12 protein-coding genes and 3 pseudogenes are annotated in these 16,123 nt (G+C 69.9%); 9 read left to right on the top strand and 6 right to left on the bottom strand.

The genetic code is table 11. The features are described 5' to 3' along the window. Positions 1 to 5: 5 nt before the first annotated feature. From pntB to AB0927_RS33105, 4 genes and pseudogenes are all read right to left on the bottom strand, one after another. Positions 6 to 1,481 (bottom strand): Re/Si-specific NAD(P)(+) transhydrogenase subunit beta, encoded by a 1,476-nt coding sequence (pntB, locus tag AB0927_RS33120; RefSeq protein WP_366671485.1) that lies wholly within the window; start codon positions 1,479 to 1,481, stop codon positions 6 to 8. A 4-nt stretch (positions 1,482 to 1,485) separates the two neighbouring features. Then, on the bottom strand, positions 1,486 to 3,030 hold the full coding sequence (locus tag AB0927_RS33115) for a Re/Si-specific NAD(P)(+) transhydrogenase subunit alpha (protein ID WP_366671484.1): 1,545 nt from the start codon (positions 3,028 to 3,030) through the stop codon (positions 1,486 to 1,488). 595 nt (positions 3,031 to 3,625) lie between these two features. After that, positions 3,626 to 3,970: pseudogene (locus tag AB0927_RS33110) on the bottom strand (IS982 family transposase); the annotation flags it as partial. Positions 3,971 to 4,076: 106 nt separating this feature from the next. Beyond that, positions 4,077 to 4,859: a maleylpyruvate isomerase family mycothiol-dependent enzyme gene (locus tag AB0927_RS33105; RefSeq protein WP_366671483.1), complete on the bottom strand. Its 783-nt coding sequence runs from the start codon at positions 4,857 to 4,859 to the stop codon at positions 4,077 to 4,079. Positions 4,860 to 5,395: 536 nt separating this feature from the next. Here AB0927_RS33105 and AB0927_RS33100 point away from each other — a divergent pair. The 3 genes and pseudogenes from AB0927_RS33100 (at position 5,396) to AB0927_RS33090 (ending at position 8,997) form a co-directional block, all read left to right on the top strand. After that, the gene (locus AB0927_RS33100; protein WP_366671482.1) at positions 5,396 to 6,811 is read left to right on the top strand and encodes a family 2B encapsulin nanocompartment shell protein; all 1,416 of its coding nucleotides are present in this window, start codon (positions 5,396 to 5,398) and stop codon (positions 6,809 to 6,811) included. Between the two features lie 185 nt (positions 6,812 to 6,996). Beyond that, positions 6,997 to 8,106, top strand: a pseudogene (locus AB0927_RS33095) (family 2 encapsulin nanocompartment cargo protein terpene cyclase); the annotation flags it as partial. Positions 8,107 to 8,121: 15 nt separating this feature from the next. Next, positions 8,122 to 8,997: a geranyl diphosphate 2-C-methyltransferase gene (locus tag AB0927_RS33090; protein WP_366671481.1), complete on the top strand. Its 876-nt coding sequence runs from the start codon at positions 8,122 to 8,124 to the stop codon at positions 8,995 to 8,997. 119 nt (positions 8,998 to 9,116) lie between these two features. Here the strand turns inward: AB0927_RS33090 and AB0927_RS33085 are convergent, their stop codons facing one another. Next, positions 9,117 to 9,683, bottom strand: a complete 567-nt coding sequence (locus tag AB0927_RS33085) for a GNAT family N-acetyltransferase (protein ID WP_366671480.1) — start codon at positions 9,681 to 9,683, stop codon at positions 9,117 to 9,119. A 93-nt stretch (positions 9,684 to 9,776) separates the two neighbouring features. Between AB0927_RS33085 and AB0927_RS33080 the strand changes: the two genes are divergently transcribed. The 6 genes and pseudogenes from AB0927_RS33080 to AB0927_RS33055 all read left to right on the top strand — a co-directional run bounded on the left by AB0927_RS33080 (position 9,777) and on the right by AB0927_RS33055 (position 14,157). Then, positions 9,777 to 10,526, top strand: a complete 750-nt coding sequence (locus AB0927_RS33080) for a hypothetical protein (RefSeq protein ID WP_366671479.1) — start codon at positions 9,777 to 9,779, stop codon at positions 10,524 to 10,526. Positions 10,527 to 10,584: 58 nt separating this feature from the next. Continuing rightward, positions 10,585 to 11,223: a LysE family translocator gene (locus AB0927_RS33075; protein WP_366671478.1), complete on the top strand. Its 639-nt coding sequence runs from the start codon at positions 10,585 to 10,587 to the stop codon at positions 11,221 to 11,223. Between the two features lie 85 nt (positions 11,224 to 11,308). Next, positions 11,309 to 11,806 (top strand): hypothetical protein, encoded by a 498-nt coding sequence (locus AB0927_RS33070; protein ID WP_366671477.1) that lies wholly within the window; start codon positions 11,309 to 11,311, stop codon positions 11,804 to 11,806. Positions 11,807 to 12,058: 252 nt separating this feature from the next. Further along, positions 12,059 to 12,919: pseudogene (locus AB0927_RS33065) on the top strand (lysozyme); the annotation flags it as partial. 39 nt (positions 12,920 to 12,958) lie between these two features. Then, positions 12,959 to 13,342: a peptidoglycan-binding protein gene (locus AB0927_RS33060; protein WP_366671530.1), complete on the top strand. Its 384-nt coding sequence runs from the start codon at positions 12,959 to 12,961 to the stop codon at positions 13,340 to 13,342. Between the two features lie 35 nt (positions 13,343 to 13,377). Further along, positions 13,378 to 14,157, top strand: a complete 780-nt coding sequence (locus AB0927_RS33055; protein WP_366671476.1) for a D-Ala-D-Ala carboxypeptidase family metallohydrolase — start codon at positions 13,378 to 13,380, stop codon at positions 14,155 to 14,157. Positions 14,158 to 14,194: 37 nt separating this feature from the next. On the opposite strand, the gene AB0927_RS33050 is transcribed toward AB0927_RS33055, so the two are convergent. Continuing rightward, positions 14,195 to 15,964 (bottom strand): multicopper oxidase domain-containing protein, encoded by a 1,770-nt coding sequence (locus AB0927_RS33050; protein WP_366671528.1) that lies wholly within the window; start codon positions 15,962 to 15,964, stop codon positions 14,195 to 14,197. Positions 15,965 to 16,123: the final 159 nt, after the last annotated feature.

Here is a 16,123-nt window from a genome sequence, read left to right as displayed (position 1 = left end):
TCGAGCTACGCCGTGGCGCGCTGAGCCCGGGTCAGGGAGAGCGCTCCGACGATCTCGTCGACCTTCGTCTTGGCGTCGCCGAAGAGCATCTGGGAGTTGTCCCGGAAGAAGAGCGGGTTCTGCACGCCCGCGTAGCCGGCGGCCATGGAGCGCTTGAAGACGACGACGTTCCTCGCCTCCCAGACCCGGAGCACCGGCATGCCGGCGATCGGGCTGGCGGGGTCCTCCGTCGCGGCCGGGTTGACGGTGTCGTTGGCGCCGATGACCAGGACGACGTCGGTCTCGCCCAGGTCGTCGTTGATCTCGTCCATCTCCAGCACGATGTCGTAGGGCACCTTCGCCTCGGCCAGCAGCACGTTCATGTGCCCGGGGAGCCGCCCGGCGACGGGGTGGATACCGAAGCGGACGTCGGCACCGCGCTCGCGCAGCAGCCGGGTGAGCTCGGCCACCGGGTACTGCGCCTGGGCGACAGCCATGCCGTAGCCCGGCGTGATGACCACGCTCGACGCGGCGGCCAGCAGCTCGGCGGTCTCCTCGGCCGAGATCTCGCGGTGCTCACCGTACTGGGTGTCGTCCGACGCCTTGGCCTCGATGCCGAAGCCACCGGCGATGACCGAGATGAACGACCGGTTCATCGCCTTGCACATGATGTACGACAGGTACGCACCCGAGGAGCCGACCAGCGCGCCGGTGACGATCAGCAGGTCGTTGTCGAGCAGGAAGCCCGACGCCGCCGCGGCCCAGCCGGAGTAGCTGTTGAGCATCGAGACCACGACCGGCATGTCACCGCCTCCGATGGAGGCGACCAGGTGCCAGCCCAGCGCCAGGGCGACCAGCGTGAGCAGCGCGAGGACGATCGTGCCCGTGCTGTCGGTCCCGGCGCGGGAGACACGGACGTAGACCACGGTCAGCACCGCGAAGACCACGAGCGCGCCGACGTTGATGAGGTTCTTGCCCGGCAGCATGAGCGGGGCGCCCTTGATCCTCGCCGACAGCTTGAGGTTGGCCACGATCGAGCCGGTGAAGGTCACCGCGCCGATGAAGATGCCGATGGCGATCTCGGCGTTGTGGATGTGCCACAGCGAGATCGGCGACTCGTCCGGCCCACCGGCCAGCAGGCCCTCGCGGTGGCCGACCCAGCCGATCAGCACGGCGGCCAGACCCACGAAGGAGTGCAGCAGCGCGATCAGTTCGGGCATGCCGGTCATCTGGACGATCCGGGCACGCCACAGGCCGATCGCACCGCCGACCACGACGGCGACGAACATCAGGACGATGCCCGCAGTGCTGTCGCCGCCGACCTGGTCGTGGCCGTCCTCGATGACGTGGACGATCGTGGCGAGAAGGGCGACGCCCATGCCGGTGACGCCGTAGACCCAGCCGTGTCTGGCGCTTTCGTGCCGGGACAGTCCGGCGAGGCTGAGGATGAACAGCAGCGCGGCGATGATGTACGCCGCGGTGGCCATGGCGGAGACGGTCATGTCGTCAGTTCCCCTTGCTGAACATGGCGAGCATGCGGCGCGTCACCGCGAAGCCACCGAAGATGTTGATGGAGGCGAGCAGGACGGCGACGGCTCCCAGTGACTGCATGAGGTGGTCGGGGAACCACACCTTCAGCAGCGCACCCACGACGACGACGCCGGAAATGGCGTTGGTGACGCTCATCAGCGGGGTGTGCAGCGCGTGGTGCACCTTGCCGATCACGTAGTAACCGATGACGATCGCGAGCATCAGTACGGTGAAGTGCTGCGGTAGCGGGGCCGGGGCGAAGGCGACGACCAGGCCGAAGACGAGGATGCCGGCCATGCTCAGGCCGAGCTTGGCGCGGGCGCTGACCGGTGCCTTCTCCTCCGTGACGGCCCCCTCGGCAGCCGGCCCGGCGCTGACGGCGGCGGGCGCCGCCGAGACCTGCACGGGCGGCGGGGGCCACAGCTTCTCGCCGTCCCTGACCACGGTGATGCCGCGCTGTACGACGTCGTCGAGATCGAGCACGAACTTCCCGTCCTTGCCCGGGGTGACCAGCTTCATCAGGTTGACCAGATTGGTGCCGTACAGCTGCGAGGCCTGGGTGGGCAGGCGGCCGGCGAGGTCCGTGTACCCGAGGATGGTCACGCCGTGGTCGGTGACGACCCGCTCCCCGGGGACGCTGCCCTCGACGTTGCCGCCCATGCCGGCGGCCATGTCGACGATCACCGAGCCCGGCTTCATGCTCGCCACGTCGGCGGCCGTGATCAACCGCGGCGCCGGACGCCCCGGGATCAGCGCCGTGGTGATGACGATGTCGACGTCCGCGGCCTGGTCGGAGTAGAGCTTCGCGGCGGCCTCGTTGTAGCGGTCGGAGGTGGCCTTCGCGTAGCCGTCGGACGACTGCTGCGTCTCCTCCTCGACCACCACCGGCAGGTACTCGCCGCCCAGCGATTTCACCTGATCGGCCACCTCCGGGCGTGGGTCCGTCGCGCGCACGATCGCACCCAGCGACGAGGCCGCGCCGATCGCGGCCAGACCCGCCACACCCGCGCCCGCGACGAGCACCTTCGCCGGCGGTACCTTGCCCGCGGCGGTCACCTGGCCGGTGAAGAAGCGGCCGAACTCGTGCGCCGCCTCGACCACCGCGCGGTAGCCGGCGATGTTGGCCATGGACGAGAGCACGTCCAGCGACTGGGCGCGGCTGATGCGGGGCACCGCGTCCATCGCCAGCACCGTGATCGGTCTCGCCGCGAGGGCGTCGACCAGTTCGGGGTTGAGTGCCGGCGCGAGGGTGGAGACCAGTGTGGCGCCGTCCCTCGGCCTGCCCACCTCGTCCATCGACGGGCCGTTGACCCGGAAGACGATGTCGGCGCCCCACGCCTCCTCGCCCGTGCCGACCCGCGCCCCGGCCTCCGCGTACGACTCGTCGGCGAAGGCGGAGAGCGCCCCGGCCCCCGATTCGACGACCACGTCGTACCCGAGTCCTGTCAGTTGTCTGACCGTCGCCGGGGTCGCGGCGACGCGTGTCTCCCCTGCTGGTTCGCGAGGGACTCCAATGCGCATGGGAGTGCTCCAATTCATCTCGGATGCGGCCTCCGAGCCGAGCGGTGCGTGGTCGGTTCGGAGGCGTCGGCGCGATTCCGCACAGAATGCAGGTCGCCACACCCGCGTGTCACTAGGCAGTCACTGGTGCCGGGGTCTTCGTGAAGTGCCGGACGAGGTAGTCGTGCAAGGAGTGGGGGTCTCGTCCGTCGGTCTGGCGGGACCAGCCGGTAGTCGGCGCTGACGACGGCGCAGCCGAATGCCGCGCACAGCGGCTTGAGCCAGGGCACGTCCTCGGCGGCGAAACCGAGCACCTGCCACCGCCGTGGAACCACACGTGGACCGGCAGCGGCCCGGGCGTGTCGGCGGACGCGGCAGGAGGACCGTGACGTCGGGGCCTTCGGCGCGCGGCACCCGGATCTCGTCGGCGGTGACGATGGACTCGTCGGGGACGGTGGCGGCGATGGAATCGGCGAGTTCGGGGTCCATCCGCTCGTATGCGTCTTTCATGTTCATGCCGTTCGTCTTCTCTGGCCGCGACGCAGTGCGGGGACCGGTTTCCCCACGCCTTATGGATACGGCGTGGGGCCCGGCCGGGATGGGGCCGGTGTGCTCGGTTGTGCCAGATGGCGGTGGTCATCGCGAGGATTCGCTGAAGCACGCGGACCATCACGCCGCCGAGGGCGCGGCCGCGGTGGCGTTCGAGGTCGAGTTGGCCCCTGAAGGTCTCGTTGATCGATTCGATGACCTGCCGCAACGGCTTGAACAGCCGTGATCCGGCCCGCTCAGCCTCGCCCTCGCGGGCCGGAGTCTCGCGTTCGTCGGCCTTCGCCCCGGTGAGCGCGAACGCGATCGGCAGCCCGCCCAGCGTGCACAGCAGGTGCGGCCGAAGTCCCCAGAAGTAGCGCGGGTGGCTGGCGAAGTAGCCGTGCTGCGCCCATCCGGCCAGGTCGGAGCGCTTGTGAACTCCCTCGTCCCATGCGCGCAGCCAACCCTCGCAATCGGTTATCCGTTCGGCGCGGGTCCGTTCGCGATTCAGCGGCAGGTTCGTACGCGGTGGCGTGCCGTCACGCCCAGTCCTCCGGTTCCCAGGCGAGGAGCAGGTCGAGCAGCTCCGGGTCCCCGTCGAGTTGAAGGGAGTCCACCGGAATGCGGTAGTACAGCCAGAGCACCAGATCACTGGCCGTGCCGCGAATGGAGAGGCCTGCCGCGTCCGGGTCCTCGCCGGTAGCGGGCAGCCGGGTGGTCCGTGCACCGTCGCCGTCGACCGTGAGGCGCCAGGAGCGGCCTTCGGTGGCGTGGAAGTCGAAGGCGGTGGGCTTGTGCGGCCAGGCGCTCGTCGAGAAGCTGGCGATGAACAGGTTCTCCTCGACACCGTCGAGCGCCACCTCGACAGGCAGTGAGGCCGGCTCGCCCACGGTGAGCTGGGCGTCGTAGGTGTGCACCGCGATCTCCTGGACCTGGTGCCGGGCGACGCCACCGGCGGTGTGCGGCGTCTGCGTGTTACCCCAGCCGGTGAAGCAGCCCTGGTCCGGACCGGCCTCCCGCAGGGCCGCCAGCAACAGCTCGGTCGAGGCGGCCAGCCAGGCCAGCACGGCCTCGCGCTCGTGCGGCGCGACCGCGTCACCCTGGGCCGGGGTCCTGGACGTGGCGTCCGGCCCGGCGGCGACGGTGGCGGCCCAGCGGCGGCGGCCCTCGCCGATGTGCTGCACCAGGTCGTACAGCGTCCACTCGGGGCAGGTCGGCACGGGCAGGTCGAGGCTGGGCGCGGCGGCTATCGCGGCGCGGAAGGCGGTTGCACGTTCATCGATCAGCCGCAGCAGATCGGGAAACTCCAGAGTCTTGTGCACGGCGGTAGTTCTATCATCCTGATCCATTTGCCCGACAGCGGTTTTACCAGCCGGTACGGCGGGAAACTCCGGCCCAGGCGAGCCCACGCTCGGGGCTTCCGCCACGCGACAGCCGAGCCTCGCGTCCCGAGCGACAAACCAACCACAGCAGAAGACCGCGTTTCTTGCTGTTCACCGCCTCAACGCGCAACCCAGGACCCCTTGGTATCGATCATCTGGAATCGAACGCCCACGGCTGGGCGCAGCCGGGTGTTGGCCTGATCATGTGCGGGCACGACGCTGTGATCGTCTTCGGGCGGCGCGGCACGGCCTCACGAGGGTGGCGCGATGTCGCTTATTGGCCCGATAAACCGTGTTCAATTTTTTATCACTGCTTCGGAGTAAGCACATGGGTTTCCCGAGGGAGTGACCTGACCGGCCGTTACGGTCCTCTCGGTGGACGGATCCCCGGGATCCCGCCCTCCCCATTCCTCCCTGTCTCGCGGTCGGTGCCGGGTGCGCCGACCGCCCTGTCACGCAAGGAGAGGCTCACCCTGATGACCGTCGACAGCAGCCCGGAGGCCCAGGCCGCACCAGCCGGGCCGCAGCAGTCCCTCAGTACCGCCGCCGCCCGCAACCTCGCCACCACCACCAAGTCCGCCCCGCAGATGCAGGAGATCACCTCCCGCTGGTTGCTGCGGATGCTCCCCTGGGTCGAGACCAAGGGCGGCAGTTACCGGGTCAACCGACGGTTGCGCCACACCCTCGGCGACGGGCGCATCGAGTTCGTCCAGGAAGGCGCCACGGTCCGGGTGATCCCCCGGGAACTCGGTGAACTGGCCCTGCTGCGCGGCTTCGACGACCTGGACGCCCTCACCGCCCTCGCCGACCGCTGCACGCAGCGCGACTTCGCCGCCGGCGAGGTACTGGTGGAGCACGGGGCGCCGGCCGACCGGATCCACATGATCGCCCATGGCCGCGTCAGGCAGACCTGCGACGGCCCGTACGGCGGGGAATCCGGCATCGCGGTGCTCGCGGACGGCGACCACTTCGGCGAGAACGCCCTCCTGGACCCCGACGCCCGCCACGACTACACGGCCACCGCCGAGACCGCCGGCACTCTCCTCACCCTCGCCCGCGCCGACTTCGCCGCCGTGCGTGCCTCCGCGCCGGGCCTCCAGGCCCACATCGAGGAGTTCGGCTCCGCCACACGGAAGCGGCAGAACAAGTACGGCGAGGCCGAGATCGCCCTGTCGGCCGGTCACGTCGGCGAGGCGGACCTGCCGGACACCTTCGTCGACTACGAGCTGAACCCGCGCGAGTACGAACTCTCCGTCGCGCAGACCATCTTGAGGGTCCACACCCGGGTCGCCGACCTCTACAACGGGCCGATGAACCAGACCGAGGAGCAACTCCGTCTCACCGTCGAGGCGTTGCGTGAACGCCAGGAGCACGAGCTCATCAACAACCGCGAGTTCGGGCTGCTGCACAACGCCGACTTCAAGCAGCGCATCCAGACCCACTCCGGGCCGCCGACCCCGGACGACATGGACGAGCTGCTCTGCCGCCGTCGCGGCACCAAGCTCTTCCTCGCCCACCCGAGGACGATCGCCGCGATCGGACGCGGGTTCAGCGCCTGCGGCCTCTATCCGGACCACGTAGACCTCGGCGGGCAGTCCGTCCCGGCCTGGCGCGGGGTGCCGATCCTGCCCTGCAACAAGATCCCGATCAGCAAGGAGCAGACCAGCTCCATCATCGCGATGCGCACGGGCGAGGAGAACCAGGGGGTCATCGGCCTGCGGCAGACGGGCCTGGCCGAAGAGTACGAGCCGGGGCTCTCCGTGCGCTTCATGGGCATCAACGAGCAGGCGATCACCTCCTATCTCGTCAGCACGTACTACTCCGCCGCGGTGCTCGTACCCGACGCGCTCGGCGTGCTGGAGAACGTGCACATCGCCCGCGGGCGGAACTGAAGGCACGTCTCGCGGAAGAGGCCGACACCCCGCCCGCACGGCACGAGAACCTCCTCCGCCGCAGCAAGGAGCCGCAGATGCACGATCCCGGGCCCCCCGGGTCACTCATCCCCGAGCCGCAGTCGATCACGTCATACCTCACGACCGTCGCCCCCGCCGAACCGGCCGCGCCCGCCGCCGACCCCGCCCTGCGGCGGGTCCTCGGCGGACCGACCGGCCTGGGTACGTCCTCGCTCTCCCTGGTCCGCGGGCCGAACCCGCCGTCCGTGGAACCGGAGCCGGAGCCGGCGCCCCCGGCCCCCGCCGCGCCCGCCGAAGGCCGGGCCGTCCCCGGTCTCTACCACCACCCCGTCCCGGAGCCCGATCCCGCGCGCGTCGAGGAGGTGAGCCGCCGGATCAAGCGCTGGGCCGAGGACGAGGTCCAGCTCTACCCCGAGGACTGGGAGGGCCAGTTCGACGGTTTCTCCGTCGGGCGGTACATGGTCGGCTGCCACCCCGACGCCCCCACGGTCGAGCACCTGATGCTCGCCACCCGGCTGATGGTCGCGGAGAACGCGGTCGACGACTGCTACTGCGAGGACCACGGCGGCTCGCCCGTCGGCCTCGGCGGACGCCTCCTCCTCGCGCACACCACCCTCGACCACCTCCACACCACCCCGGAGTACGCGTCGGCGTGGGAGGAGTCGCTGAGCTCCGACGCCCCACGGCGCGCGTACCGCAGCGCCATGGACTACTTCGTCCGCGTGGCCACGCCCTCCCAGGCCGACCGCTACCGGCACGACATGGCCCGGCTGCACATGGGCTACCTGGCCGAGGCCGCCTGGGCCGAGACCGATCACGTCCCGGAGGTGTGGGAGTACCTGGCGATGCGCCAGTTCAACAACTTCCGCCCCTGCCCCACCATCACCGACACCGTCGGCGGCTACGAACTGCCGGCGGACCTGCACGCCCTGCCGAAGATGCAGCGGGTCATCGCCCTCGCCGGGAACGCGACCACCATCGTCAACGACCTCTACTCCTACACCAAGGAACTCGCCAGCCCCGGCAGGCACTTGAACCTGCCCGTGGTGATCGCGGAGCGTGAACAGCTCTCCGAACGCGACGCGTATCTGAAGGCTGTCGAGGTCCACAACCAGCTCATGCACGCCTTCGAGGCGGCCGCGGCGGACCTCGCCGCGGACTGTCCCCTGCCCAGCGTGCTGCGCTTCCTCAAGGGCGTGGCCACCTGGGTCGACGGCAACCACGACTGGCACCGCACCAACACCTACCGCTACACCCTGCCCGACTTCTGGTAAGGAACGGATACTTCTGTGATCACGGAAACCACCCCCGCCATCGCCACCACGATTCCGGCCCCGGCGACCCCCTATCAGGCGGACATCGCCCGTTACTGGAACAGCGAGGCGAGGCCGGTGAACCTGCGCCTCGGTGACGTGGACGGGCTCTACCACCACCATTACGGCATCGGCGCCGTCGACCACGCCGCGCTCGGCGACCCGGAGCACAGCGAGTACGAGAAGAAGCTCATCGCCGAACTCCACCGGCTCGAGTCCGCCCAGGCCGATTTCCTCCTGGACCACCTCGGTCCCGTCAAGAGCGACGACACCCTCGTCGACGCCGGCTGCGGACGCGGCGGATCCATGGTCATGGCCCACCGCCGCTTCGGCTGCCGGGTCCAGGGCGTCACCCTGTCCGCCGCGCAGGCCGACTTCGGCAACGGGCGCGCGCAAGAGCTCCGTATCCAGGACCATGTGCGGTCCCACGTCTGCAACATGCTCGACACTCCCTTCGAGAAGGGCAGCGTCGCCGCCTCGTGGAACAACGAGTCGACGATGTACGTCGACCTGCACGACCTGTTCGCCGAGCACTCCCGCTTCCTCAGGGTGGGCGGCCGGTACGTGACGATCACCGGCTGCTGGAACCCTCGCTACGGCCAGCCGTCGAAGTGGGTCTCCCAGATCAACGCCCACTTCGAGTGCAACATCCACTCCCGCCGTGAGTACCTGCGGGCCATGGCCGACAACCGGCTCGTCCCGCAGACGATCGTCGACCTGACCCCCGACACCCTGCCGTACTGGGAATTGAGGGCCACGTCCTCGCTGGTCACGGGGATCGAAGAGGCGTTCATCGAGTCGTACCGGGACGGCTCCTTCCAGTACGTCCTGATCGCGGCCGACCGCGTCTGAACAGACGGTCACGCCCGACGCCGACGAATCGGTCAGGGAACCCGCCGCCGACGGCCCGTCCCTGACCGCGCTTCTCACACCCGAGCCAGCAGAGGCCCGCTGCCTCTGCCAGAGGCCCGCTACAGTCCGCGAACCTCTCGATCGCGACCGGCAGACGGTGTGCCCGGGGACCGCATGCCGAGCCACTGCTCGGCGCCCCATGCCTCGAACCGTTCCACCTCGGTGAATCCCAGCTTCGCCGCGAGGCGCATCGAGCCGACGTTGGCGCTCTGGGTGGTGAGCACCACCGGCTCGCCGGGAAGGACGCCGTCGAACCAGCCGAGCGCCGCCGCGCACGCCTCGGTGGCGTACCCGGATCCCCAGGCCCGCGGCAGGAACAGGTAGCCGAGGTCGGCCTTGTCCACGGCGGCCGGGCGGCGGTGCCCGGTCGCCCTCCTGAGCAGGATCTGACCGATCATCGCCCCGTCGAGATCCACGACGAAACTCCCGGGCCACCGCTCGGGCACCTCAGGCGTCTCGCGTTCGAGTTCGTCACGCGGGCGGGGACCGCCGAGGTAGGCGTTCACCTCCGGCGAGGCGAGCAGTTCGATGAACGCCGCACGGTCCTGCGGCCCGGACGCGCGGAGCACGAGCCGCTCGGTCCTGATCGGCTCAGGCGGCCACGCCACGAGTCCCAGATCCTCCACCCGCGCACGCTAACAGATGATCAGACCAACGGAACGGAAAACTTCGCGGCCCTCCGTGCGCGGTCTGTCGTAGGCGGCTGGCAGTCTGGACCGGTGCTGATAGACGGATTCGAGAACGCCCCACTCGTCGCGGGGGAGGAACTGCTGGCGCTGCCCGGGTTCTGGGCGGCATACCTGATGTGGCTGAGCCAGACGGAGGAGTACGACCCCGTGCCGGAATGGTTCGGTGCCGACGGGGCCGATGCCGACGCCGCCTGGCTCGCGCTGAGCGACGAGGACGGGTGGCCGGTCTTCCGGATCCCGTTCGCCGACGGCCACACCGCGGTGGTCCTCGGCTGCAACCATCCCGACGACCCGGGGACGGAGTACCTCGTCCTGCACCCCGAGTGGGGACGCAGCGGCCACCTGGCCACCGTCGGCGGCCACCAGGCCGGCCCGGGGCTCTCCTGGCGGGAGCTCACCCACATCGCCCGGACCCCCGACCTCGACGCCCCCGGCGTCCACGCCGAACACGCCCGCCTGCTTCTCCTGCTGCCCGCGCTCGGCGACCAGGACATGCCCGAGGAGGCCGCGGACGTGATCGGCGACGCGCTGACGCGGGCGGGCATCCCCTGCGCGTTGGCACCGGGCCTCGCGGAGGCGCTCCTCGCGGATCACCCGCTGTGGGAGCCCGCCGAATGGACGCCGTCCTCGGCTTCTCCCCTCTCGGGCGGCCAGGAGTCCTTCCTCGGGATCCTGCACTGCGACGAGCCGATGAGCCCACGGTGCGGTGTCCGCCTCGCCCAGGGCATCACCCGCGAGCAGAGCGACCGGCTGGCCCGCGCACTCGGCACCTGGCCGTGAGCGCGGGAAGCGCCGGCCCCCGGCGCGCAGGAAACGGATGCCGAGTACCGTCGCGCGGGTGATATCAACGGATCGGCTGCTCGCCTTCGCGTTGGCGTCTGCCGTACTCATCGTCGTCCCGGGGCCCGGCGTGCTCTTCGTGGTGGGCCGGGCCATAGCGCACGGCCGCCGTACGGCGCTGGCGACGGTCCTCGGGCACGCCGCGGGCAACTACGTCGCCGCGGCCTGCGTGGCCTTCGGGCTCGGCGCGCTGCTGGAACGGTCGGCGGCGGTGTTCCTGGCGCTCAAGGCGATCGGCGCCGCCTACCTCGTCTGGCTGGGTATCCAGGCGATCCGGCAACGCCGGACCCTGGCGGGCGCGTTCGACGACGAGGCGGCTCCCCGCAGCGCGCGACGGGCCCTGCGCGAAGGGTTCGTCGTCGGCGTCACCAACCCGAAGGCACTCATCCTCTTCGGAGCCGTGCTGCCCCAGTTCGTGGACCGGGCCGGAGGCCACGCCTCTCAACAGATGCTGCTGTTCAGCGTGGTGTCCGTCGGGATCGGCCTGGTCTCCGACAGCGCCTGGGGGGTGGCCGCGAGCGGCGTCCGTACGTGGTTCGCCCGCTCCCCGCGCCGGTACGAACTCCTGGGCGGCGCCGGCGGGCTGGCGATGATCGGGGTGGGCGTGACCGTCGCCGTGACGGGCCGCGGCGACTGACCGCCGCGGGCGGCTGGGGCCCGCCGGGTGTGCCCAGCCCTATCCTGAGCGCGGTTTGACAGTTGATCACCAACGAGGGGGACTGATGACCGGGACCGTTGTGGTGCACGCGGAGCCGCCGGCGCTGCGCCGGGCCGGGAAGTTCGGGGTTGTCGTCGACGGGGTGAAGGTCGGTCAGGTCAGGCAGGGGGACACGGCCCGGTTCACCGTGCCGGCCGGCCCGCACACGGTTCAGATCGCGACGAAGGACCGCACCCGCTCCAACACCGTGACCGTGAACGCGGTCGAGGGCCAGGACTTCCTGGTCACGGTCCGGAGTACCGGACTTGGGATCGCCTTTCTGTTCCCGGTCCTGGCAGCCGTCGCGGTCCCCGGGTACTACGTGATCGGGGCTGTTCTGCTGACCGGCGCCCTGTTCCACGCGGTCCCCGGCCTGCTGTTCCGCGTGCGCGCCGACGGCGTCCCCGAACTCCGGGCCGCCGAGGCCGTCTTGACCAGTGAGGAGACGCAGGGCGGGATGGGCCTGTGGTGGGAGTCGGACCCGGTGCTTGCCAAGCGGTTCCGCAAGGATGCCGACTCCTGACGCTCCCGGGTCCAACAGGGCGACCCGGATAGTGTTGCGGGCATGTCAATGCGTCCCTTACCTTTACGCGCGTCAACCGCACCTGGGGCGCGGGACATTGACGGCACCCCCCATACCGCCGCCCCACCCACCGCGACCAGCGCTCACCAAGCGTTCAAGTTCCGACGGCCCCACTACCGACCGTCGACGGCCCTACCGCGGCCGCCCCGGCCCGAGCGCTTCGCGGTATCCCTCCACACTCCTGGGAGCACCATGTTTGCAGCCGCCCTCTCGCGGTTCAGATCCGGCAACAGCGGCAACCTCGTCCGAGCGGCGGGGCTGCTGGCAGCCGTCCTCACCGTGCCGCTCCTGCCCGGCACCGCCTCGGCGGCCGCCGGCGGCCACGGGACCCCGGTGCGCATGACGCACCCGGATCAGGACCACGCCGGATCCGGGCTCCAGCGCCTGAGCGCGGGAGCCCTGGCGGCCAACGTGACGGCCGCCGTCAGCACGGGCCCGGCCGGCCTCGACGTCAGCCACTACCAGAGCAACGTCGACTGGACGTCCGTCAAGAACAACGGCGCCGCCTTCGCCTACGTCAAGGCCACCGAGGGCACCACCTACACGGACCCGTCCTACTCCCAGCAGTACAACGGCGCGTACAACGCCGGACTGATCCGCGGCGCCTATCACTTCGCGCTCCCCGGCAACTCGAGCGGTGCCGTACAGGCCGACTGGTTCGTCAGCCACGGCGGCGGCTGGACCGCCGACGGCAAGACGCTGCCGCCCGCCCTGGACATCGAGTACAACCCCTACGGCGCCACCTGCTACGGGCTGAGCCAGAGCGCGATGGTCTCCTGGATCCGGGACTTCAGCAACGAGGTGTACGCCAAGGTCGGGCGCTACCCGACGATCTACACCAGCACCGACTGGTGGACCACCTGCACCGGCAACAACAGCAGCTTCGGAACCACCAACCCGCTGTGGATCGCCCGTTACTCCAGCAGCCCCGGCACGCTGCCCGCCGGCTGGTCGAGCCAGACGATCTGGCAGTACGCCGACTCCGGCACCTTCCCCGGCGACCAGGACACCTTCAACGGCACCCTCACGAGCCTCCAGGCCTTCGCCAAGGGAAGCGGCTACACCCCGCCGCCGACCGCCAGTTGGCCCACCGTGCAGCAGGGCGCCAGCGGTGAGCGGGTCAAGACCGTCCAGTACCTGCTCAACGCGCACGGTTCCGCGCTGACGGTGGACGGTTCGTTCGGTCCGGCGACCGACACCGCGGTGCGCTCGTTCCAGTCCGCGCACGGCCTCACCGTCGACGGCATCGTCGGCGCCGGCACCTGGCAGGCCCTCGTCGTCTCCGTGCAGCAGGGATCGTCGGGACCCGCGGTCCAGGCGGTGCAGAGCCAGCTCAACGCGCACGGTTCCGCGCTGACGGTGGACGGTTCGTTCGGTCCGGCGACCGACACCGCGGTGCGCTCGTACCAGTCCGCGCACGGCCTCACCGTCGACGGCATCGCCGGTACCGGCACCTGGCAGAGCCTTGTCTCTTGAGCTTCGGCGCGACACCACACAAGAAGGAGACTTCCATGACACCGGCACGACCCTCCGGTAGCGGTATCGACCGCCGCGCCCTGCTCCGGGGCGCGGCAGGGCTCACGGCCACGCTCGGCCTGGCGGCGACCGTCAACCTCGGAGCCGCCGGCCAGGCCTCGGCCTACGGCTGGACCCGCACCCTCCAGCAGGGCGCCTCCGGAGCCGACGTGGTGGAACTGCAGATCCGCGTCGGCGGCTGGGCCGCGTCCAGCGCCCAGCAGTCCTATGTCGCCTGGGACGGCAGCTTCGGCCCGGCCACGGCGGCCGCCGTCCAGCGCTTCCAGTCCGCCTACGGCCTCAGCGCGGACGGCGTCGTCGGCCCGCAGACGCAGAGTGTGCTCAACAGCCTTGAGTCCAGTGACGGTTCGACCGCCCACTTCGACTGGAGCGAGTTCTCTTCGGCGGACGGCTCCGGGTTCAGCGGCGGAAAGGTCGATGCCGCGACGGTCAAGGAGAACCTGCGCCGGCTGATGTACAAGCTGGAGGCCGTGCGCAAGAAGGCCGGCAACAGCTCGATCACGATCAACTCCGGCTTCCGCAGCATCGCGCACAACGCGGCGGTGGGCGGCGCGTCCAACAGCATGCACGTCTACGGCGTCGCCGCGGACATCGTCGTCTCCGGCTACAGCACCCTGCAGACCTACCGGATCGCGGAGACCTGCGGCTTCTCCGGCCTGGAGGCGTACACGCACTCGTGGCAGCACGTCGACAGCCGTGTCCAGTACCCCTCTTACGGCTCCGGCTCGTGGTGGTGGGAGAGCGGCGTGGTGTGATCCGCCCCGCTCCGGCACACCGGGCCCGTCCGCGCCGTCATGGCAGGGACGGGCCCGCGTCGTGTTTCGGCAGACGCACCAGTTGGTCGAGCCTTTTCAGATCGCGTACCCGGGGAAGTCGGAGCTGCGGTGCCGAGCCGACCGCCAGGGGACGCATCATCTCGATGGTGCCGTCCGTCGAAGCACCGTCCTCGTGAGAGAGGATGTGGCAGTGCCAGACCGACGTACCCGGGATCGTGTACGTGCCGACCCAGGCGCTGATGTAGTCCGGGGGCGAGACAAAGGTGTCCTTGGGTCCGGATTCATAGGCGTTCGCCGGTTGGAACGGGCCGACAGTGCCGGGGACGGGCCTGCCGACGGCGTCCCACTGTCCGACGTGCCAGCGTCCGAGCAACCGGAGTTCCACGAGGTGTTCGTGGAAGGGATGCGCGTCCGGACTGTGGTTGCGCATCGCCCAGACTTCTGTGGAGCCGAGTTGGGGTGTCTCGGTAGGAGGGTCGACATAGTCGAGCAGCTGGTTCCTGTCCCCGATCTGGGGCACGCCGGGCGCACTCTCGCCGGCCTGGACCGTTCGCAGGCGTGCCTTCGCGAGTATGTCCGCCGGCGACTCGCCGTTGTTGGTCTCCCGAATCGTCGCCGGCACTCGTGAACGGTCAGGAGATGTCACTCCGAAGTCCACGTCGAACCGCATCAGCCGAGGAACCAGGGGCGCCGCGTTCGGGCCCGGGTAGGGCGCCGGAGCATCGTTGGCCAGTACCCACTGCTGTCTCTCGTGGCCGGTGAAGTCGATGACCACCTTGTAGCGCTCTCCAGGCGAGATCAACAGATCGCTGATCGGCGCGGGATGCCGCAGGTAGCCCTCGTCGTTGCCGACCACGGTCATTTTCGGCGGGGCCGAGTGGGATCCGCCGGCCTGCTGGAGGCTCAGGCGGTAGAAACGAGAGTCGGAGCCGTTGACCAGGGTGACGGAGTAACGCCTCGGCTCCACGGTCTGCTTCGGCGCGATGGTCCCGTTGATCACCGGCAGGTCGCCGAAGAACTCCGGATCGGCGTGCGTGTAGCACAGCGAGTGGTCGGCGTTGAACGACTTGTCCTGCAGCACGTAGGCCTTGGCGAAAGCACCCCGCGGCAGTCCGAACGACGGCTCCAGCTCGTCGGTGTTGGGCGCCAGCCCTGCCAAACCCTCGTAGACATGGTAGGAGTTCCGCGCGTCGGCGTGATCGTGGTACCACAAGGGCGCCGCGGCTTGGTCGTTCGGGTAGTCCTGTGTCTCTGATCCATCTGGCGGAACTTCCACGCCGTAGGGCCCGGGGACGCCGTCGCTGGCGACGGACTGCAGACCGCCATGGCGGTGGGTGGTGATGGTGTTTGCGTCAGGCGGGTCGAAGGGGAACACGGGCGTGCCCGCTGCGGGCAGCTTGTTGACGATCCGCACCTTGATGGGGCGGTTCTTCTGGGTGACGATGGTCGGCCCGAGGTAGTCAACGGTCGCATTGACCGTGCTGTAGCCCAGTGTCCTGGTCGCCCCCCACGCGCTGCTGAACTTGTGGGTGTTGTGGACGCCCACCGTGAGCGTGTAGTGGTTCTCGGCGTCTGGTGCGGCGACCGGAGGCTGCCGCACCTCGTCGGTGAAAGGCGTCACCGCGGGCGAAGGACCGCAGCGCGGACTCGCGGCAGCCGCGGCCGCTGTCGTGAACGGTGCGGGCGCCAGCATCGGGCCGGCCCCGACGACAGCGGCGCAGGTAAGACACGCCAGCACGCGCCTCGGCACCGGATCTCCGGTGGACCGCCGACTGTGCGACATCATCCCGAGCAAGACAGCCTCCCGCAAAGCGTCACCGGCGTTCGGGCACCAGAAGCGCGTTGAAACGGCCGTCGCCGATTCGGCTCCACTGGTCGGTAACGATGCATGGCCGCACGGGCTCGACTCCGGACAACACGTCGGCCAGAGCTCCGGACGCGGAAC

The organism is Streptomyces sp. NPDC048106 (assembly GCF_040706415.1).
Lineage (GTDB): Bacteria > Actinomycetota > Actinomycetes > Streptomycetales > Streptomycetaceae > Streptomyces.
The sequence above is the reverse complement of the archived record's forward strand: the minus strand, read 5'-3'. Positions and strand labels throughout refer to the sequence as shown.